General features: G+C 72.0%; 4 protein-coding genes (1 of these 4 running past the window's edge). All 4 read right to left on the bottom strand.

The window, feature by feature from the left end; translation table 11 throughout:
• Tightly spaced (each overlapping or abutting the next), the 4 genes in view from JOD54_RS25090 to JOD54_RS25075 form a layout consistent with a single transcriptional unit that may run on beyond the window.
• Positions 1–3,401: the 5' portion of a type I polyketide synthase gene (locus tag JOD54_RS25090; RefSeq protein WP_204453724.1), read on the bottom strand. 2,464 nt of this gene lie to the left of the window's left edge; the window shows 3,401 of its 5,865 coding nt (coding positions 1–3,401); its start codon is at positions 3,399–3,401; its stop codon lies beyond the left edge, outside the window.
• Positions 3,398–11,608 carry an SDR family NAD(P)-dependent oxidoreductase gene (locus JOD54_RS25085; RefSeq protein ID WP_204453722.1) on the bottom strand — a complete coding sequence of 2,737 codons (8,211 nt, stop codon included), beginning with the start codon at positions 11,606–11,608 and terminating at the stop codon, positions 3,398–3,400. The genes JOD54_RS25090 and JOD54_RS25085 overlap by 4 nt, the downstream gene beginning before the upstream one ends.
• A complete protein-coding gene (locus JOD54_RS25080; protein WP_204453720.1) occupies positions 11,605–20,589 on the bottom strand; it encodes a polyketide synthase in 8,985 nt (2,994 codons plus the stop codon). Before JOD54_RS25080 ends, JOD54_RS25085 begins: the two co-directional genes overlap by 4 nt.
• Complete coding sequence (locus tag JOD54_RS25075; RefSeq protein WP_204453718.1) at positions 20,586–21,779, bottom strand: aromatic ring-hydroxylating oxygenase subunit alpha; 1,194 nt, start codon at positions 21,777–21,779, stop codon at positions 20,586–20,588. Before JOD54_RS25075 ends, JOD54_RS25080 begins: the two co-directional genes overlap by 4 nt.

Below are 21,779 nucleotides of genomic sequence, written 5' to 3'. Positions count from 1 at the left end.
AAGGACGCGTGCCCGTCCGGCTTCGGACCGCGCCGGTCGGCGGGGACCTGGCCCACGGTGTCGCGGCCGGAGCGCAGGAGGTCCCAGAACTCGTCGAGGCCGTGCGCGGTCGGGACGCGGATGGCGGCGCCGACGACGGCGATGTCGCGCTCCCTCGGCTCGGGTGCCTCCGCGACCGGTTCAGCGATCGTCGGCGCGGCCGGGGTCGGCTCGGGAGCGGAGTGGGGGACGGTGAACGACTCCGCGTCGAGGAACTCCGCGAAGCCGCGCGGGGTCGGGTACTCGAAGAACACCGTGGGGTACAACGAGAGCCCGTGGTCGCGGGAGAGCCGGTCGCTCAGCTCCACCAGGCCGACCGAGTCGAACCCCGCGGCCAGGAACTCGGTGTCGGCGTGCGCACCGTCGATGCCCGACTCCGCCAGGAACCACGACAACGCGTCCCTGACCACCGGACGCTCCACTATGGACTTCGGCGCTTCAACCCGCGCCACCGCCTCGACCGGTGGCGGGGCAGGCAGTTCGCCATCGGTGCTGAAGGCGCGCAGGGGGACGCGTTTGGAGGAGATGTCGCCGAACTCCAGCAGCACCCGGCCGTCGGAGTCGGTGACCCACTGGGTGACTCGGCAGGCCTCGTGGTTCCAGAACGCCACCTCGGTCCGCACGTACGCGGCCTGGTCCAGCGACCCGTGCCAGCGGGTGCGGCCCACCGACAGCGGGATGAACGCGGACGCGTCGTCGGCGCCGAACACCGGGTTGTCCGGGTCGATCGCAGCGATAGTCACGCTGTCGAGCAGCCCGGGGAACAGTGCGACCTCGTCGGGGTTGAGGGCCCGCTGCCTGCTGCCCTCGATGCGGGCGAGCGTGCCGCCGCCCGGGACGCCCGCGACCCAGGAGATGTTGCGGTAGTAGCGGCCGTGCGTGTAGCCGATGCGCCGCAGCCAGCGGTAGAGCCACGACCCGGCGTGCAGCGGACCGCACTGGGTCAGCAGGTTGCCGACCGGTACCGGGGTCGGCTCGGGGGCCGCCTCGGCGGCCAAGGATCCGGTCACGTAGGCCGCGCCGGTGTCGTCGGCGACGGTGAAGGTGCCGTCCCGCTCGACCCGGCACACGACCAGGCTCGGCTCCTCGGGGATCAGCGGCCGGTGGAACAGCAGGTCGTCGACACCGTAGAAGAACTCGCCGGCCGCTTCCACGCCTTGGCGCAGGAAGTCGAACCACCCGACCCCGGGCAGCATCGCCGTCCGGTACACCGAGTGCTGCGCGATGGGGGTTTCAGCTGGCCCGAAGACTCGGGAGAAGGTGTAGCCGTCGGGTCCTGCCTCGACCGTGAGTGGGCCGCCGGGTTCGGCGGAGCGGCGCGGTTCGGCCAGGTTGAGCGACCGGCCAGTGGCCTGCGCGGTGGGCAGCGCGTGCTTGTGCCACGGTTGGCCGCCTTGGAAGGCGGTCCAGTCGATGGTGTGACCGGTGTTGTGCGCGTGAGCGACCGCGGCGGCCAGCGCGGCCACCCCGTCCTCCTGCAGGCGCGTGGTCAGGCTGAACCCGTCAGGAGTGGTAGTGGCGTGGCCATTGGTTCCCGCCAAGGCCTCGGCGAGCGCCTGCTCCAGGTCGCCTCGGTCGTAGCAGGCGGCGGCGACCGAGCCCCAGCGGCTCGGTACGTCCAGTGCCTGCTCGGGAATCCCGTTGGCGCGCAGGGCGACGAGCTGGGCGATCATGGCGCTGACGGCGACCAGCGGATCGGTGAAGCGGTCGAGGGGGAGACCGATGGCGGCCTCGAAGCGGTCCAGGACGGCGGCTACCTCGGGGACAGTTCGGTCCAGCTCGACCAACCAGGCGGGCGGTGCCGCAGCGTTCGGCTCGCGCACCACGATCGGTCCGCTGGCGACGGGCTTCCCGAGCAGCCAGGACCGAAGTCCCGCCGACAGCTCCGCAGCGTCCACACCGGACACAGCGATGCTCTCGGCCCGCTGAGGGCGACCCAGGCGCGCTGTCGCGCAGATGTTGGCGAGGTCGGTGTTCGTGGTCAGGAAGGAAGTCCACTGTGCGGCGAGTTCGCGTAGCGCTTCCGGGGTGTGTGCCGAGAGGGGCAGGACTTCGACCGCCCGGCTTGTCCCCGCGATCTGGTGGTCGATCCCTTCGAGTACCAAGTGGACGTTCGTGCCACCGAAGCCGAACCCGCTGATCCCAGCTCGGCGGACCGGCACCTCAGGCCACGGGCCGTGCTCGGTCGGCAGGTGGAACGGGCTGGTGGCCAGGCGCAGCCGCGGATTGGGTCGCTCGACGGCGGTAGCGGGCCGCCGGCGCTGGTTCAGCGACAGCACCAACTTCGCCAGGCCTGCCATGCCCGCCGCGGAGTGCAGGTGCCCGATGCGCCGCTTGAGCGACCCGAGCGCCACGGATCCGGTCGCAACGCCGTGCTCGCCGAAGACCTCGGTCAGCGCCCGGACTTCGATCGGGTCACCGATCGCGGTACCGGTGCCGTGCGCCTCGATGTACTGGACCGTCGAAGGGTCCACAGTGGAGTACACCGACCGCAGCAGTTCGATCTGGGCGTCGAGGTTCGGGGTGGTCACCCCCATCGTCGCGCCGTCGTTGTTCGCGCCCCACCCGGTGATCGCGGCCAGCACCCGATCGCCGTCGCGCTCGGCGGCAGCCAGCGGCTTGAGCACCAGCGCCGCCGCGCCTTCACCGGGCACATACCCGTCCGCGCGCTCGTCGAACGTCCGGCACAGGCCCGCCGCTGACAGCGCGCCGGTGCGGGAGAGCAGGACATAGGTGAGCGGGTCGATGAGCAGGTCGACCGCGCCGACCACGGCCAGCTCCGCGGACCCGGCGAGCAACCCTTGGCACGCCAGCCACACCGCCGTCAGCGACGACGAACACGCCGTGTCCACCACCAGGCTCGGCCCCGACAGGTCGAGCCGATCCGACAGCCACGCCGCCGCGAAGTTCTGCGACCGCCCCCACAGCGCGGCGGCCACCGGGTCCTCGCCCGGCTCGGCGCCCAGGCCGCGCCCGTGGTCGAACCCGTAAGAGTTCATCCTGGCGCCGATGTACACCCCGGCGGCCAGCCTGCGCCGAACACCCAGGTACCCCGAGTCCTCCAGCGCCGCGGCACCCACCTCCAGCATCACCCGCTGCTGCGGGTCCAGCAGGCGCGCATCGCCCTCGGCCAGGTTGAACGCCGCGTGGTCGAAAGCGAACGGGTCGGGCAGGAACGCGCCCCGCTCGTGCGTCCCCCGGTGCGGCCCGTCGCCCACGTAGCGGTCCCTGGCCCACCGGGCGGGCGGCACCGGACCGACCTCGACGGTGTCGGTGCGCAGCAGCGCCCCCAGGTCAGTGCTGTCCTCGGCCCCGGGCAGCCGCACGGCCAACCCGATCACCGCGATCCGCCGGTCGGTCATCGCAGTTCTCCCGTCAGGCCCGCCGGTGCGTTGCCGTTGGTGGTGGTGAGGAGACCGCGCAGCAGCGCGCCGAGGGCCGTGTCCGTGACCTCGTTCACGACAGGGTGTGGACGAGGGGAGGGCACTGGGGCAGGGCTGATCTCCGCGGCCAAGTCGGCGACAGTGCGGGCGCGCAGCAGCGCACCCGGGTCGATGGTCCGGCCGACCCGGCGCTCGATGGCCGAGGTCAGCTCCGCGATGGTGATCGAGTCCAGACCGAGGTCGGCCAGCTTCCGATCACCGGGATGACTGCCGAGCACGTCGAGGAAGACCTGCTCGACCACCTCGACCAGAACCGGGCTGGCTTCGACCACTGGGGCCTGCTTCACCGCGACTGGTTCCGCGGCGGCTGCGCCGGGGAAGATCACGGCGCCGCCGGTGGTCAGGTGGGCGGCGAACAGGTCGAGCGCCTCGGCCGGGGCCAGCGAGTGCCGCGCGGCGAAGGTCGGGTCGGGTGCCATTCCGACGTTGGTCCAGTCGGGCCAAGCGTGCGAGGTGACGACAGGACCTGCCTGCCAGGAATCGGCGGCGGCGAGTTGGTAGGCGTTGGCCAGGGCGTAGTCGACCACCCCGCGACCCGCCTCGGGCATGGACCCCGCCAGCGAAGACACCAGGACCACGAATCGTGCGTCACGCTCGACCGCCACCCGCAGTACCGCGTCCGTGCCCTGGACCTTGGGCGCAGTCACCGTGGCCGCCGTGGCCCAGTCGCGCCGACGCACCGCACCGATCGGGTTGACGCCGCCTGATGCGTGGACGATGCCGCGCAGCCGACCCCAGTTCCGGGAGAAGTGCTCGACCGCGGCGCTGAGCGCTTCGGGATCGGCCACGTCGCACCGCACGTACTCGAGGTCGGCGTCGAGGGTGGGCGCAACCGCGGCCGACCGCCCGACGATGCCCACGCGCCGAGCCCCGAGCTCGACCAGGCGGCCGAGCAGCAGCTGGCCGACCGCACCCAGCCCGCCGGTCACCAGGACGAAGCCGTCACCTGAGAGGTCGACCTGGCCGGGAGCGGCCGGTTCGGTCACGGCGGTGAACCGCACGCCACCGCGGTAGACGACGGTCGACTCGGCGCCGAGTTCGGTCAGCACCTGCTCGGCCCTCGTCGCCGCGGTGTCGCGCGGGTCGAGGTCGATGGTGGCCACCTCGACGCCGTTCTCCGCCGCTGCCGCCTGCACCGCGTGCAGACGCGCGGCGGCCGCGGGGTCACCCGCGCCGTGCTCAACCCAGACCACCCGCGCGTCGGTGGGCAGTTCGCGCAGCCGGTTCCAGAAGTGCTCCGGTCCCGCCTCCACAGCGTTCGCGTTGGTGCTCCTGTCCCGAAGCGCGGCGACCAGGTCCCTGTCGGCTGTGAACACCTGTACCGGGCCAGTGACCGGCTTGGGAGTGCTCGGATCGGCGATCCAGCGGGTCCGCAGGGCGTTCGGTGTGGGAGCCGGGGCGCGGTGGTGGTGCCAGTACCGGTCACGGGCGAACGGGTATGTCGGCAGATCGGCGACCCGCCTGCCGGGGACCACGGGTGCCTCGACCGGCCCACGCGTGACCTCGGACACCGAACGCAGCGCCAACACCAGCTCCTGCGGCGTGTGCCCGCGCACCACCGCGCTGTACTCCAATGTGGACCGACCCGTGTTGGCGGTGTGGCACAGGTCAACCAGCTCGGCGTCGGTCGCCCGCTCGAACCGGTCGGCGTAGCGGGAAGCGAGATCTCGCAACGCGTTCTCGGTGGCCGCGGTGACGCGGACCGTGTAGTGGTCCACTGTGGATGGTTCAGCGACTCGGCTCGGCGCCGCTTCCAGCACGACGTGGGCGTTGACGCCGCCCATGCCGAACGCGGACACCGCTGCCCGTCGAGGTCCGGCGACGGGCCAGTCGTGCAGCCGGTCGGCGACGTAGAACGGGCTGCCCTCGAACCGGATGTGGTCATTGGGCCTGGTCACGTGCAGGGTCGGTGGGATCTTGCCGTGCTCCATCGCCAGCAGTGCCTTCACCATGCCTGCCAGACCCGCGGCGGGCTCAAGGTGGCCCACGTTGGACTTCAGGGAACCGATCGCGCAGAACTGGGTGCGTTCGGTGTGCTCGCGCCAGGCCTTGGTCAGGCCCTCGACCTCGATCGGGTCCCCCAGTTCGGTACCTGTGCCGTGCGCCTCCAACAACCCGATGGTTTCCGGGGCGACCCCTGCGCGCGCCAGAGCCGCCGTGATCACCTGGTGCTGGGCGGTGCTGCTGGGCACGGTCAGCCCGCTGGTGCGGCCGCCGTGGTTGACCGCGGTGCCCTTGATGACACCGCGCACCGGATCGCCGTCGCGTAGGGCCGCTGCCAGCGGCTTGAGCAGCACCATGACCACGCCCTCGCCGGGGACGAACCCGTCAGCACCGGCGTCGAACGCCCGCGACCGCCCGGTCGGCGACAGCGCCCGAAGGTTCCGCATCGCCGTGTAGTGCAGCGGCGACAGCGCCAACCGCACGCCCGCCACCACGGCCTGCTCGCACTCGCCGTCGTGCAGGCTGCGCACAGCGGTGTGCAGGGCCACCAGCGACGACGAGCACAGCGTGTCGAGGGTCATGCTCGGGCCGGTCAGGTCCAGGAAGTGGCTGATCCTGTTCGCCAGGAACGCGTTGTGGTTGCCGAGCCCGGCGTGCGCGTCCAACTCCGGGTCGATGTTGTGGTCCTTGTAGTGCTGGTAGCTGGCCCCCACGAACACCCCAGTAGCCCGAGGCGCCGACAGCGGCCCGATCCCCGCCGACTCCCACGCTTCCCACACCCCGCGCAGCAACCACCGCACCTGCGGGTCCAGGACTTCCGCCTGCTTCGGGAAGAACCCAAACAACCCCGCATCAAACTCGTCGGCCTCCTCCAGGAACCCGCCGAGAGCCCCCTCAGCCCCCACCCACCGCCCCCGAGGCGCGCGGTTGACCTCGGCCCGACCACCGGAAAGCAACTCCCACAGCGCCTCAGGCCCCACCGCCCCCGGCAAAGCACACGACAACCCGATCACCGCAACGTCTTCCGCCCGCACGGCCACAACAGGCTCCGCAGCTGCTGCCGGAGTTGGTACCGCTACCGGGTTGGCTAGGCCCACGTCGGCGACAGTGGTTGCCAGGGTGTGGCAGTCGCGGGCATCGAGGATGTCCACCGGGGTCAGCTCGACCCCGATCCTGTGCTGGAGTTCGACGCCGATCAGGGTGGCCAGCATGGAGTCCATGCCCGCCGACACCAGGCCGGTGGTGGCCGTCACCGATGGGTCGTGGAGCACTGAACGCACTACGTCGACCACGGTGTCCAAGTGCTGCAACGGTTCCGACTGCGTCGCCCGGCGAGCCCGAGGTGCGGCGACCGGGCGGTACACCACATCCTCCAGTGAGACCAGCACCTGCCCGGCGTCGTCGAGCAAAGTCACCGTGCCGCGTCGCTCGACACCGTTGCTCGGTAGCAGGCGGAGGTGGGCGTACGTAGCCTGCGCCGGGTCGGCCCAGCGGGTCACGAGGCCCAGGGACACCGGCAGGTAGGTGCCGTGGTCAGCGGTCGGGTCGGCCAGGGTCAACACGGCCATGCTCTGCAGCGCGCCGTCCAGAGCTGCCACTCGGTCGCCTGCCGTGGCGAGCCGCACGAGTGCGTCCTGGGTGCCGAACCGGATCTCGGTGATGGGAGTCAGCGGAGGCGCGAGCTCCATCGCCTTCGCCGCGAACCACGCGTACAAGCCTTCAGGAGCAAGGGTTCGAGGGCACAAGTCACGCAGATCGACCAACGACACCGCAGCGGGCCGGGTGCCGGGCATGGCACTCTCGGCTCGTCCGATCACACGCTGTCCGAAGCGGAACGCCACCTCGTCACCGGTCATTTCCAGGCTGACCGGACCATCGCCGGTGCCCAGCGCCGTCAGCTGAACCTTGGTCAGCGCTGGGGATGTGGCAAAGGCCAGGTCCAGCAGGAGCGCCGCCGGGACGGTTGCTTCGCCGAAGATCCGGTGCGCCGAAAGGAGCGCGGAGTGGTCTTCTTCGCGACGGAAGGGGTACGGCGGTAGCACCACACGATCCGGCGTGAACGGGTGCAGAGCCCGCCAATCGACATCCTTGCCCGCGACGAACCGGGCTGCGACCTCCGGCGCCGCGTTCACGACCGAGCTCCCGCGCCACACCGTGCCGGGGGAGTGGGCGGCCGCTCGCAAACCCTCCGCCAGTTCAGCCGGGGTGTGGCCGAGCACGGCGATCCGGTGCGCGAGGTGCGCCCGACCCACCGCCGCCGAGAACGCCACCGTCCCCGCGTCGACCGGGACCGAGTCGAGGAACCGGGCCAACGCCTCGGCCCGCCTGGCCAGCGCCTCCGGGGTGTGCGCGGAGACCGGGACCACCTGCTCGCCGGTGCTCGGCCGCTGCTGCCTCGACGACCGGTGCGCCTCGACGACGACGTGCGCGTTCGTCCCGCCCATGCCGAAGGCGCTGATCCCGGCCACCCGGGCACCGGTCCACGGCGTGACTTCGGTGGGCAGGTCGAGCAGGCCCGCCGACAGGTCCAGGTGTGCGCCGGGGGTCGCGAATCCGGCCAGCGGCGGGATCTCCCCGTGTGCCAAGCACAGCAGCACCTTCACCAGGCCCGCCAACCCCGCGGCAGGCTCCAGGTGCCCGATGTTCGCCTTCACCGACCCGACGGCGACCGGCCGCTCGTTGCCCGCGAACGCCTCGTTCAGCGCCGCCACCTCGATGGGATCGCCCAGCCGCGTCGCCGTGCCATGCGCCTCGACCAGCGACACCTCCGACGGCTTCACCCGCGCGTCCGCCAGGGCAGCGCGGATCACCGCGCTCTGCGCCTCACCACGCGGCACCGACAGCCCACTGCCCCGGCCGCCGTGGTTCACCGCGGCCCCACGGATCACACCCCAAATGTGGTCACCGTCGCGCTCGGCGTCCGCCAGCCGCTTGAGCAACACTGCCACCGCGCCCTCGCCGGGCACGAACCCCGCCGCACGGTCGTCGAACGGCCGCGGCCGCTCCTCCGACAGAGCGCCGAGTTGGCTCAGACTCCGGTAGTACCAAGGGGTTAGGCCGACATGGCACGCCGCGACCACCGCGGCCGAACATTGTCCAGCCCGCAAACTGGTCACCGCCTGCTGCACCGCCACCAACGACGACGAACACAGCGTGTCCACAGTCTGCGACGGCCCGGTGAGATCGAGTGCGAACGACACCCGGTTGGCCAGCAACGCGTTCATGGACCCGAGCGCGGTGTGCGGGCCGACCTGCTCAAGCCCGCGCGCATCGCGGAAATGGGTGTACGTAGCCCCAACGAACACACCGATGTCGCGGCGCCCAGCCATCCCACCCTCGTCGAGGACCGACCAGGCGTGCTCCAGCAACAGCTTCTGCTGCGGATCGAGCTCCTCCGACTCGCGCACCGAGATCCCGAAGAACGCGGGCTCCAACCGGTCCACATCGGACAGGAACGCGCCGATCCGGCAGTAGGTACCCTCCATCCCCGGCGACCGAGGCCGGTGGTGCTCGTCGATCGACCACCGCTGCCCCGGCACCTCGGTGAACGCATGGTCACCGGCGCGCAGCATGGCCCAGAACTCGTCCAGGGTGTGCGCCCCAGGCAAATCCGCCGACACCGCCACCACGGCGATCGCCCCAGCAAGGGATGACTCGTGACGATCGGCTGCCACAGCGGGCGTCGGCTTCGGCTCGGCGGGAGTGCTAGGGGGCGTGATGCCGTGTGGTGCAGTCGCTCCGGGTGCATGGGCCTTGGCGCGGGGGCCAGTGGTGCCGCGGGTGTCCGCGAACGTGTCGAGGGTGCGCGCATCGGGCAGATCCGCGGACACTGCCACCACGATCGGCCCACCAGCCCTCGATCCCGGCCGCTCCACGACCGCTGCGACGGGCGCCGGCTCGGGCTCGGTAGCAGCGCCCGGCGGCGTCACGCCGTGTCGCTCGGCCAAGGCCTTGGCCACGGAGCGCAGGTCTGGGTACTCCAGGAACAGGGTGGCCGGAACGGCCTTGCCCCAGCGGCGGGTCAACTCCTCGGCCAGGTCCACGCTCATGATCGAGCTCATGCCGTGGTCGGTCAGCGCCGCCGACGGGTCCAGCTCCGGCAGTCCCAGCCAGTCGGCGACGAACTCGCTCAAGGCGGCCAGGACCTGGTCCTCGTTCCCCTCAGTGGCAGCCGCCTCGACAGGAGTCCCAGCGACGAACGACGGGTCGGAGGTGTCTCGGTGGGCGATGACGACCTGGCGGACGTCGGCACGGAGGGTGTCCAGCAGCGCCCGCAGTGCCTCCTCGGTCCCCAGTGGCCGCACCCCTCGGGCGCGCAACTGATCGGCGACCGCCACGCCCATGCCGGTCTCGCCCCACAGCCCCCAGTCGATAGCCACCCACGGCGCCCCAGCTGAGTGCGCCACGGCGTCCAGGTAGGCGTTGGCAGCGGCGTACCCGCCCTGCCCCAGGTTGCCGAACGTGCCCGACACCGAGGCGAACAGTGCCACGAAGTCCAAGTCCAGCCCATCAAGGGCAGCCCCGAGTGCCGTTGCACCGTCCACTTTGGGCCGGAGGACGCGGTCGAGGTCGTCCTCGGTGATGGAGCGGATGAGCCCGTCCGACAGGGTTCCCGCGGCGTGCACGACTCCGTGCAGGTCACCGTGGTCCCTGCGGAAGGCGGCCACCATCTCGGTCAGCGCCCCCGGGACCGCCACATCGGCGGCGTACGACACAACGCGGCAACCGTGCGCCTCGATGGCCGCGATCGCAGCTGGGTTCGCCCTACCCGAGCGGCTCACCAGAGCGATGACCGACGCCCCGGCGGCAGCGAACCGTTGGGCGACAACGACTCCAAGCCCACCATGCCCGCCAAGAATGAGGTACCGGCCACCCGAACGCACCCCAGGGCGGTCGGTGGTCAGCGACGCGGTGACCCGCTGCGGTGCGTACCGCACACCAGCCCGGTACGCGATCTCGACCGGCCCATCGCCGAGCTCACCAACCAGCGAACCCACCGAAGCCGCGTCGACGTCGATCAGCCGGGGCCGCAGACCCGGGTACTCGATGGCCGCGCTGCGCAACAACCCCCACGCGGCCGCCTTGGCGGGCACCGGACGATCCGAGTCCAGTACCGCCTGACCGTTCTCGGTGACGACGAACAACCTGCCCTGCCGCTGCCGAGACCCCAACGCCTTGAGCAGCGCGACAGTCCCGTGCACGGCGTCCCGCAGCTCGTCGCCGAGGACCACCACCACACCCTCGACCTTGTCGGGAGTCTCCTCTAGCGAGCCCACGACCTTCGCACCTTCAGCACGCAGCGCCGCGGCCACGCCCGGGTCGGCCGCCACCCACGTCCCGCTCGCGCGACCACGCGGCGACGGCGCACCGGTCGGCTCCCACGCGATGCGGGTGATCAGCGGGTTCTCCCGCCCGGGCAGGGCGCGCATCCGGATGCCGCTGAACTCGGCCAACACCACCCCGGACGCGTCAAGCACCAGAGCGTCCGCGACCGAGTACGCGCCCTCCACCGACATGCGGCGCACCCGGACGGAGACCTCGGTGACCGCCCCGGACAACTGCCCGTGCAGCACCACCCGGTCAACGCCGATCGGCAACACCGGCAGCGGGCTCGAGCCTTGGATCGCCCGGCTCGCCACCTGGAACACGCCGTCGACCAGCAGCGGGTGCGCGTACCACGGCGCGCTGGTCATCTCGGTCCGCAGCACCGCCTCAGCTGTCCCATCGCCAACCGCGAGCGCGGACATGGTGCGGAACAGCGGGCCGTACTCAAGCCCCGCCGCCGCCCACCCCGCGTAGATCCCGGCCGGGTCGACGCTGGTCGGACAGGCCACCGCCCACGCGCGGACCTGGTCACCCGCGGCGACAACCCGTCCGGAACCCGACGACACCACGGCGCCCTCGGCGGTCACCAGTTCGAACCCGGTGGTCGGCCCGGACACCACCTCCAAGCGCAGGTCCGCCCGGCCCCCGTCGGGCACCGCGACCGGGCGGCGGAACGCCACCCCGGTCAGCTCGACCGGGGTGAACGCCGCGCGCTTGGCCACCGCCAGCACCGCCATCTCCAGCTGCACGGCGGCGGGCAGCAGCCCGGTGCCGCCGGAGCGGTGCTGCGCGATCAACGGCTCGTGGGCGGGGAAGGACTTCTCGTACGTCTCGGCGATCCGGCCGGTGCGCGTCACTGGTCCTCGCTCGAACGCTCGTAGTGGTTGTCGAACAGCGGGTGCGCCGGGGGAGTGGCCCGGGGCGGCACGGTGGCCACGCTCTCCTGCACGGCCGGGGCGGCCAGCGGGCTGAGCTCGAACGGGTACGCCGGGATCGTCGTGGTCCGCCCACCCCGGCCCGCGTGCACGGCCGTCCAGTCCACGGCGACGCCCTCGTCCCGGTAGAGCTCGGCGAGCGCGGTCAGCAAGGTGGTCTGGTTGCCGACCCGCTTGCGCAGCGTCGGCAGGAACCGGCCAGCGCCCTCGGGCAGCACTGCCCGCGCCAGCGGGAGCAGCACCTGCTCGGGGCCGATCTCGACGAACACCCGAGCCCCGGCTTCGTGCACCGCGGTCACGGCGTCGGAGAACCGGACTGGTTCGCGGATCGCCGCCGCCCAGCCCGCCGGTTCGCGCAGCGACTCGGCCGTGTGCCAGGTACCCGTGCGGGTGGACACGAACGGGACGGTGGCGTCGGTGAACCTGGTCGAGCGCACGGCTTCGGCGAACACCGGCACCGCGCCGGACATCATCGCCGAGTGGAACGCGTGGCTCACGGTCAGCACCGTGTGCCGGTGCGCCGTGGTGGCCAGGTACCGCTCCAGCGCCGGACGCGGCCCGGACACGGTGGTGTTGGTGGGCGAGTTGAGCGCCGCCACCTCGACCTCGGGGTGCCCGGCCAGCTCCGCCAGCACGGTCGAGGCGTCAGCGTGCACCACCGCCATCCCGCCACCCGTGGGTTGCGCGGCCATGGCGGCACCCCGGCGAACCGTCAACCCGATGAGGTCCGCGAGGGACAGCGCTCCGGCAGCATGTGCGGCTGCGAGCTCACCAACGCTGTGACCAGCGACGACGTCGGGAACGACGCCCCAACCCGCCAGCAGCCGCACCAGCGCGGCCTGGACCGCGACGATCGCGACCTGGGCGTGCTCGGTGCTGGTCAGCTCGGCCTCGTCCGCGCCGAACACCAATCCCCGCAAGTCCCGGCCCAGCAACGGTTCCGCCAGGTCAGCGCACTCGTCGAACGCGGTACGGAACACCGGCTCGCTGTCGTAGAGCCCACGCGCCATACCCGGGTACTGCGACCCCTGGCCGGTGAACAGGAACGCCAGCGGTGCCTTTGCCCCAGACCGGACCACAGGCCGGTCACCGCCACCCACTGCCCGCAGTTGCGCGGCGAGGTCGGCGCGGTCGGTGGCCAGGACCGCTGCTCGGTACCGGTGCTCGGCGCGGCCCGCGTTGGCGGTGTGCGCGAAGTCGACCAGTTCGGTACCGGGGTGCCGGTCGAGGTGTTCGGCGTAGTCGGTGGCCAGTGCGCGCACCGCGTTCTCAGTCGCGCCACTGATCCTGACCAGCGTGTTGTCCTGAGTGGACAGATCGCGACTGTGCTGCGGCGGTGCCTCTTCCAGGACGACGTGGGCGTTGACGCCGCCCATGCCGAACGCGGAGACAGCGGCCCGCCGGGGCGTGTCCGAGGTCCACTCGTGCAGCCGGTCGGCGATGTAGAAGGGCGTGTCCTCGAACCGGATGTGGTCGTTGGGCCGGTTCACGTGCAGCGTCGGCGGGATCTTGCCGTGCTCCATCGCCAGCAGGACCTTCACCAGCCCGGCCAGCCCGGCCGCGGGCTCGAGGTGACCGATGTTGGACTTCAGCGAGCCGATCGCGCAGAACTGCGTGCGGTCGGTGTGCTTGCGCCACGCCTTGGTCAGGCCCTCGACCTCGATCGGGTCGCCGAGGCTCGTGCCGGTCCCGTGCGCCTCCAGCATCCCGATGGTCTCCGGGTTGACGCCGGAACGGGCCAGCGCGGCGGAGATCACCTCGTGCTGGGCGGTGCTGCTGGGCACGGTCAGCCCGCTCGTGCGGCCGCCGTGGTTGACCGCGGTGCCCTTGATGACACCGCGCACCCGGTCACCGTCGCGCAGAGCCGCGGCCAGCGGCTTGAGCACCACCGCGACCACGCCCTCACCGGGGACGAACCCGTCGGCGTCCACGTCGAACGCCCGTGACGCGCCGGTGCGGGAGAACGACCGCAGCCGCGACCCGAGTTGGAAGTAGTGCGGCGAGAGCGCCAAGTGCACGCCAGCGACCACGGCCTGCTCGCACTCGCCGTCGAGGATGCCCCGGACGGCCGTGTGCAGGGCGACCAGCGACGACGAGCACAGGGTGTCGATGGTCATGCTCGGGCCGGTCAGGTCCAGGAAGTGGCTGACCCGGTTGGCCAGGATGGCGTTGTGGTTGCCCAACCCCGCTGCGGTCTGCACGACGTCGCCGACGACCTGGTCGCGGTAGTGCTGGTAGCTGGCGCCGACGAACATCCCCACCGAGCGGCCGGACCGCCCCGAGATGCCCGCGTCCTCCATGGCCCGCCACACGACGCGCAGGAGGTGCCGCTGCTGCGGGTCGATCCAGCGCGCCTCGGTCGGGGCGATGCGGAAGAAGCCCGCGTCGAACCCGGTGAGCTCGTCGACGAACCCGGCGCGCCGCAGGTACACGGTGCCGGGGCCGGAGTCCTCGGCGTAGTAGGCGTCGAGGTCCCATCGGGACCGCGGCACCTCGGTGAGGCAGTCCTGCGCCCCGGTCAGCACCCGCCAGAGCTCCTGGGGGTCGGCGGCGTGGGGGAAGACCCCGTCGAAACCGATCACCGCGATGTCGGTGCTCTCCGGGTTGATGGCTGCGGGGTTGGTGGTCGTGCCCAGGGGTCGGTCAACGGCGGAGGTCGAGGGCTGGGCGACCTCCGCCACCGAAGGGTCCGAGCCCGCTCCGTTCAGCGCGGGGACCCCGGCGGGCACATCGGCGACGCCGTACCCGTCGCGCAGCTCGGCGACCAGGGCGTCGACCGTGCCGACCTCCAGGACCAGGGTGACCGGGATGTCCACGCCGAGCCGGGCGCGCAGGTCCTGCGCCAGTGACACGGCGACCATCGAGTCCAGGCCCTGTTCCTCCAGGGGTCTGTCCCGTTCCAACGCGGCGGCGTCGGTCTCCAGCGCGTCGGCGACCCACTGGGTCACAGCCGCGGCCAGCGCCCCGCCCACCCGGACCACCGGGGCGACCGGCGCGGCGGCGGGAGCGGGCTGGACGACGGGAGCGGGGGTGTCGAGGCGCTTCCACGTCACACCGCGAGCGACCAGCACGGGGGTGGTCCCGTCGAAGATCACCAGGCTGGCGGTCAGCAGACCCGATCCCGCGCGGTCACGCACCGCCTCGACCCTGGCCGTCGCGGGCACCGGGCCCAGCACCGACAACCGCCCCAGCGCGAACGGCACGTGCAGACCACGAGCACCGCACGCCGCCAAGGCGACCTGGAACGCGCCGTCGAGCAGCCGGGCGTCCACCGGTCCGCTCGTCGAGTCGACCCGCACGGTGCCGATCGCGAAGCCGTCCCCTGTGGACAGTGCGGTCAGGCAGCGGTACCCGGGACCGTAGCCCAGGCCCGCCTCGGCGAAGTCCTGGTAGAACCGCGCCAGGTCAACCGGTGCTGTCGCGGAGTCGGGGATGGTCGGCGGTTCGGCCGACGGCTCCTCGATCCGCGCGTCGCACACAGTTGTGCCCGCGCTGTCGCGGAAAACGACCGCGTCGCCGTCGACCCGGCCGGTCAGCGAACCGGGGGAGCGGACGGTGTCGCGCAGCGTGAGGTCGCGCAGCCCGAAGCGGGTCCGCCCGACCAGTTCGGCCACCTTGCCCGGGTACGCCGCGCCCGGCAGGGTCGGGACCCCGCGGACGACGTGCTCGACCGCCTCGGCAAGGTCCGCCCAGGTGCGGGTCCGTTCGACCGGCTGCTGCTCGACCACCCGCGGCATCAGCCACAGGTGCTGCTCCTCGTGCGGTGCCGTGGGGAACCGCACCGCCGCGCCACGTGGGCGCACCGGCAGGTCACCGCCCGCCGCGAACGCGCTCGCGGCCTGCTCCAGCGCCTTGCGGTCACCGGTGGGCTCGGCGATCGCCGAGCGGGCTTCCGCGGCCACACCCATGTGCAGGCGAGCGCCCACGACATCGGCCAGGAACAGCATCAACTTGTCTTCGAGTTGCTCGGCGGAATCCACGACACAGGCGAGCCGGTGCGCCAGCGGTGCCCGTTCCCGGCTCGCCGCAGCCAGCGAGGCCAGCGGCGGGCAGTACGGGGCGCGCAGCATCCGCACCAGCCGGTCGGCCAGGGTCCGCAGGGCCGGGGCGGACGCCGCGGACAGCACCACCAGGTGCGGGCCGGGGGTGTCGGCGAGCGGGCGGTCCGGGGCCGCGGCCAGCACGGCGTGGGCGTTGGAGCCGCCGAAGCCGAAGCTGCTCACCCCGGCCACCCTCGGCCCGGTCCACGGCACCAGCCGGTCCGGCACGAACAACGGCGAGTCCTCGAACGCGAACGCCGAGGTCGGCGCGCTCAGGTTCGCCGACGGCGGCACCTGCCCCGCCTGCACCGCGAGCACGGCCTTGATCAACCCGGCCACACCCGCCGCGGGCTCCAGGTGCCCGACGTTCGTCTTCACCGAGCCGACCGGCACCGAACCCGGCGCCGCCCCGGTCAACGCGGACCGCAGCGCCTCGAGTTCGATCTGGTCGCCGAGTCGGGTCCCGGTGCCGTGCGCCTCGACGTACCCGATGCCGGAGCCGTCGATCCCGGCGACGGCGTGCGCCCGCCGGATGACCGCTTCCTGGGCTGTCGCACTGGGCGCGGTGAGGAACCCACCGCCGCCGACGTGGTTGACCGCTGTGCCGCGGACCACCGCGAGCACGGGGTCGTTGGCCGCGAGAGCGTCGCTGAGCCGCTTGAGCACCAGCACACCGGCGCCCTCACCGCGCACGTACCCGTCGGCGGCCTCGTCGAACGCCCGGCACTGGCCGGTGGGGGAGAGCATGCCGTTGCGGGCGAACGACCGCGTCTTGGTCGGCGTCAGCACCAGGTTCGCCGCGCCCACCACAGCCGCGTCCAGCTCACCGGTGCGCAGGTGCAGCGCCGCCATGTGCAGCGCCACCAGCGACGACGAGCACGCCGTGTCCACCGCGACGCTCGTGCCCGACCAACCGAACACGTGCGAAACCCGGTTGGCCAGCATCGACAGCGCCGTGCCGGTGGCCACGTGCGGGTCGGCCGACCCGATGCTGCCCGCCACCAACTCGGGGAAATCGCTGGAGATCGTGCCGAAGAACACCCCGGTACCCGCCCCGAGCGACCGGGCGTCGTGCCCGGCACCCTCAAGGGCCTCGGCGGTGACGCTCAACAACAGCCGCTGCGCCGGGTCCAGCCTGCGTGCCTCCCGGGCGGTCAACCCGAACCGGGCCGGGTCGAACCACTCGACCCGCTCCACCCAGCCGGTCGGCACCTCGTCCTCGTTGGTCCACAGGTGCGCCCACCCGCGGTGGCCCTCCGGTGCGGACCCCACCGACGACAGGCCACCCGCCAGATTCGCCCAGAACTCATCCGGGGTCGCCGCCCCGGGGAACCGGCACGCCATCCCGATGATCGCCAGGTCATCGTCGCGCGGCTCAGCGACCCGAGGCACCGCCACTTCGGCCGGGACTCGCACCGGCTCTACGGGGGCGGTGGGTTCGGGCGTGCCACCGAGGAGGTGAGCGAGCTTGGTGGGGGTGCCGGTGGCGAACAGGGCGGGCGGGGTGATCTCGGTGCCCAGCCGCTTGCTCAGGGCGATGGCGGCGACCGGTGCGGACGCGGAGTCGCCGCCGAGGTCGAAGAAGTTGTCGTGCACGCCGAACTCGCGGTGCCCGAGGACAGAGGCGAACACCTCGGCCACCACTGCCGCAAAGTCCACAGTGGATGTTTCCGGCGCGGGGGGTGCGACGGGCTCGGGGATCACGGCCTGCTCTGCAACCGCGACCGGCTCTGCAACCGCGGCCGGCTCTGCAACTGTGGTCGGATCGGGAACAGGGGGCTGCTCTGTGCGCAGAACCGTGTCGCGCGTCGGCGCGGGTAGCAGCTTGCGGGCCACCTTCCCGTTGTCGGTCAACGGGAGCGCGGACAACACCACGTACGACCCCGGCACCATGTACTCGGGCAGCCGCGCCGAGACGAACGCGTCCAGCTCGGTCTTGCCCGGCACCGCACCGACCAGGTAGGCGGTCAACCTCGGCTCGCCCGTGCCCTCGAACGGCACCGCCACGACCGCCGCTGCCACCACACCCGGCACCTCGGCCAGCACCGACTCGACCTCGCCGGTCTCGACCCGGTTGCCGCGCACCTTGACCTGCCCGTCGAGGCGGCCCAGCCACTCGATGGTGCCCTTGTCGTGCGCGCGGACCAGGTCACCGGTGCGGTACAGGCGCTGCCCGCCGCGGGTCACGAATGCCTCGGCCGTGCGCTCCGGTCGGTTGCGGTACCCGCGGGCCAACTGCTCGCCGGACAGGTGCAGTTCACCCTCCACACAGGGCTGACCGTCGTGGTCAAGCACGTGCAGACCCACCCCGGGCAGCGGCGCGCCCAGCGGGAGGAACGACCCCACGGACTCGACCCGCTGCGCGGTGACCCAGATCGTTGCTTCGGTTGGCCCGTAGAGGTTCCACAACGCCGCGCCCGTACCCAGTCGTCGAGCCAGGGCGGGCGGTAGGGCTTCGCCGCCTGAGCAGACGGTGAGACCCGGGTGCGGCTCCCACTCCAGGTCGAGCAGCAGCCGCCACAGGCTCGGCGTGGCCTGCGCGATCGACACCCCCGACACCAGCTCGACCAGCTTGGCCGGGTCCGCGGTCTCGGACCGCGTGGCCAGGACGACGGTCGCACCGACGGTCAGCGGGAGCAGGAGCTCCATGAGGGAGATGTCGAAGGCGGTGGTGGTGTGCGCCAGGACGCGGTCGTCCTCGGTGATCCCGAGTCGCTCGGCCATGCCGACCAGGAAGTTCGCCAGCGCGGTGTGCTGGACCTCCACGCCCTTGGGCTCGCCGGTCGACCCGCTGGTGAACAGCACGTACGCCAGGTCGTCGCCGCCCACGGTGGGCGGGATCGCCAGCGCGGACCCGTCGTCGACGCCGATGTCGGCGGCGCCGAGCGGTTCGGCCACCGCCTGGGTCCAGCCGTCGGCGAGCACCAGGTCACAGCCCGCGACCTGGGTGTAGCGGGCCAACCGCTCAGCGGGGAACCCGGGGTCGAGCGGGAGCATCGCGGCGCCGACCTTGAGCACGCCCAGCATCGCGGGCAGCAACTCCAGGCCGCGCTCGGTCAGCACACCGACGACGCTGTCGCCGTCGATGCCCTCGTCGTGCAGGCGAACGGCGATCGAGTCCGACCACGAGTCCAGCTGCGCGTAAGTGATCTCGCCACGCGAGGACCGAACCGCCACGGCGTCCGGGCGGGCCGCCGCAGCCGCCGCGATCAGGTCCAAGACCGTCGGGTCAGCGATCTCGACGGGGACCACCGCCTCGACGGTGGGTTCGGGCAGGGGGACGACCTGCGCGTTGGTCGAACCGCCGCCCAGGACCAGGCCGGTCAGGGCGAGCTCTTCAATGCGGTCGACCAGGTCGAACACCGCGTCCTGCGTCATCGCCGTCTCGCGCACGAACAGCGTCGGCGGCAGCCCGCCGCGGCACAGCAGCGCGAACTCGGTGTCGGCGTCGACCGAGGCCTCTTCCTCGTCCTCGCGCTCCAGCAGGACGATCCGGGTGAACGTGGGTCCATCCGCCCCGTGCGTGCGGCGCAGCAGGCCCAGCCGCAGCTCCAGGTCCGTGGCGTAGCCGAGCTTCCCGGTCGCCTCGTCGAACCGGACGGCCAGGTCCTCGGGCGCCTCGGCGTCGAACCGGACCGGCACCCGCGGCGACGCCAGGCCGAGAGCGGTGTCCGACCGCCGCAGCAACGCCGAGGTCGTCCAGGAGAAGTCGAACCGCGGCTCACCCATGTGCTCGGCCAGCACCGCCAGGAACGCCCCGGCGAACGCCCGGGTCTCGTCCTGGTCGGTCGGCACGTACGCCAGTTCGCAGCGGTGGTAGTGCGCGGTCGCGGCGGAGAAGTCCGCGGCGGGCACCGGCGCCGGGCGCAGACCGGCCAACCGCTCCCGCCACCACGGCTCGTGGCGGCGCAACGGGGCCAGGGCGCCTGCGACGGCCGCGAGCAGTTCGGGGTCGGCCGCCGGGACGGCCGCGCCGGGGGTGAGCCCCAGGCGCTGGGCCGCGGCCCGGCCGGTCAGCGCGGTGCCGTCGACCGCGGTCAGGTCGCTGATCACCAGGTCGGCGTTGGGCGCGGACAGCTTCAACGCCGACTCGGTCGCCGCCGCGGCCACCAACCCGATGCTCTCGTCCTCCCGCGCGATCCGCCGCACCTGCTGGGTGAACACCGCACCGCGCGGGGTCACCACTGCGGGGATGCCCAGCGGGTTGGGGAAGGACCCGAAGTCCATGGCCTTGCTGATGCGCTCGGCCTCGACGGCGTTGGTGCCCGCGTGGATGAGTCCCGGCACCCGGTGCGAACGCCGGTAGAACCGCCGCTCCCGGTCACCGGTGTCCACCGGCTCGGGCAGCGTGCCCGCCACCACGTGCGGCACCAGCTCCTCGAACAGCGCGATCCCGACCTCGGCGGCCTCGTAGGTCAGCGACAGCGCGGTGGAGTGTTCCCGGACCGGGAACCACCGCTCGGCCAGCACCGGGCCCGCGTCCACCGCGGGCACCATCGCGTGCCAGGTCGCCGCGTGCCGGGCCGCGCCCTCGTAGATCGCCCACGCCGCGACATTGCTGCCGCCGTAGCGCGGCAGCGGCCCGTCGTGGAAGTTGATCGCCGCCACCCGCGGCAGCGCGAGCTCCTCGGCGGTGAGCAGCCGGAAGTTGACGACGCTGATCAGGTAGTCCACCGGGTTCCCGGCGAGCGGGCCGACCAGGTCCGCGGTCGGGGCCAGCACCGGGATGTCCCGCTCGGCCAGCCACGCCGCGAACACGGGGTCGTCGGTCAGCACCGCGCGGACCCGCACCCCGGCCTCGACCAGCCGGGCGGTGACCCGCAGCGCCACACGAGTGCCGCCGAGGACAACGCAGTCGGTCATGACCGAGCCGCCCCAGCGCCGTTGTTCTCCGCGCCGCCACCGTTGCCGGTTCTGGCCGGTTCGGTCAGCTGTGCCACCCACTGGTCGATCTGGGAGACGACCTCCTCGTCGAGCGAGAGCTGCCCTGGCGACCACATCGGGTTCGACAGGCCGCGGTGGGTGCGCTCGCAGAGCTCCCAGTCCTCGTAGTTCGCCTTGTCCCACAACGCGAACACGGCCTCGTGCGAGAAGTCCGGCTTGGCCGTCTCGGTCGGGTGGAACAGCCAGAAGTGCCGCACCGTGCAGGTGCCGGGGCTCTCCGGCCAGACCCACTGCATCATCACGTAGTCGGCGGTGAACCCGAACAGCAGGTTCGGCAGGATGGTGATCCAGTTGATCTTGTGCAGGTCGCCGGGCGGCACGTTGGGCATCGGTGCCCGGTCGCTGCGGCCGGTCATCGACACCGAGTTGTACTTCGACCTGATCACCTGCCACGCGCCGACGATGTCGCCGCGCAGCTCGTAGGTGCCCGAGTCGTCGAAGTCGGTGATCTTGTGCAGGTCCTTGTGCGCGGTGGGGAAGTGCAGGCTCTCGTTGACGTTGTGCGCCACCAGCTTCCAGTTCGACGCCACCGGGTAGTCCTTGGCCTGCGCGCAGACCAGCGACTCCAGGTCGTAGGCGGCGGCGAAGGTGCCGAACTCGCCGAGCGCCTCGTCCAGGTCGCCCGCCTCGTCGGAGAACGCGACGAACACCACCCCGAAGCGCACCTCGGTGCGCACCGGCAGCAACCCGTTCTTCTCCTTGTCGAAGAAGTGGTCGAAGTAGGTCCCGTTGAGGCTCTTCAGCTTGCCGTTGCGGTCGTAGACCCAGCAGTGGTAGATGCACACGATGCTCTGCCGCTTGCCAGCGGGCTCCTCCACCAGCTTGTAGCCGCGGTGGCGGCAGTAGTTGTGGTAGGCCTGGATCCCGTTGTCCCCGTTGATGAGCAGGATCGACCCGCTGCCGATGTTGAGGGTCGCGTAGGACCCCTTCTCCTGGAAGCGGGACACGTGGTCCACCGGCAGCCACTTCTTGCCGTACACCTGCTCCATCTCCAGCCGGAACTGCTCCTCGCCGGTGTAGAACGCGTGCGTGCGGCCCCGACCCCCGGTGGCGAAGTACGGGCGGTTCTCGTCCTGCTCGCTGATCAGGTCGAACATGCTGTTGGTCAT

The organism is Actinokineospora baliensis (assembly GCF_016907695.1).
GTDB classification, from domain to species: Bacteria; Actinomycetota; Actinomycetes; order Mycobacteriales; family Pseudonocardiaceae; genus Actinokineospora; species Actinokineospora baliensis.
The sequence above is the reverse complement of the archived record's forward strand: the minus strand, read 5'-3'. Positions and strand labels throughout refer to the sequence as shown.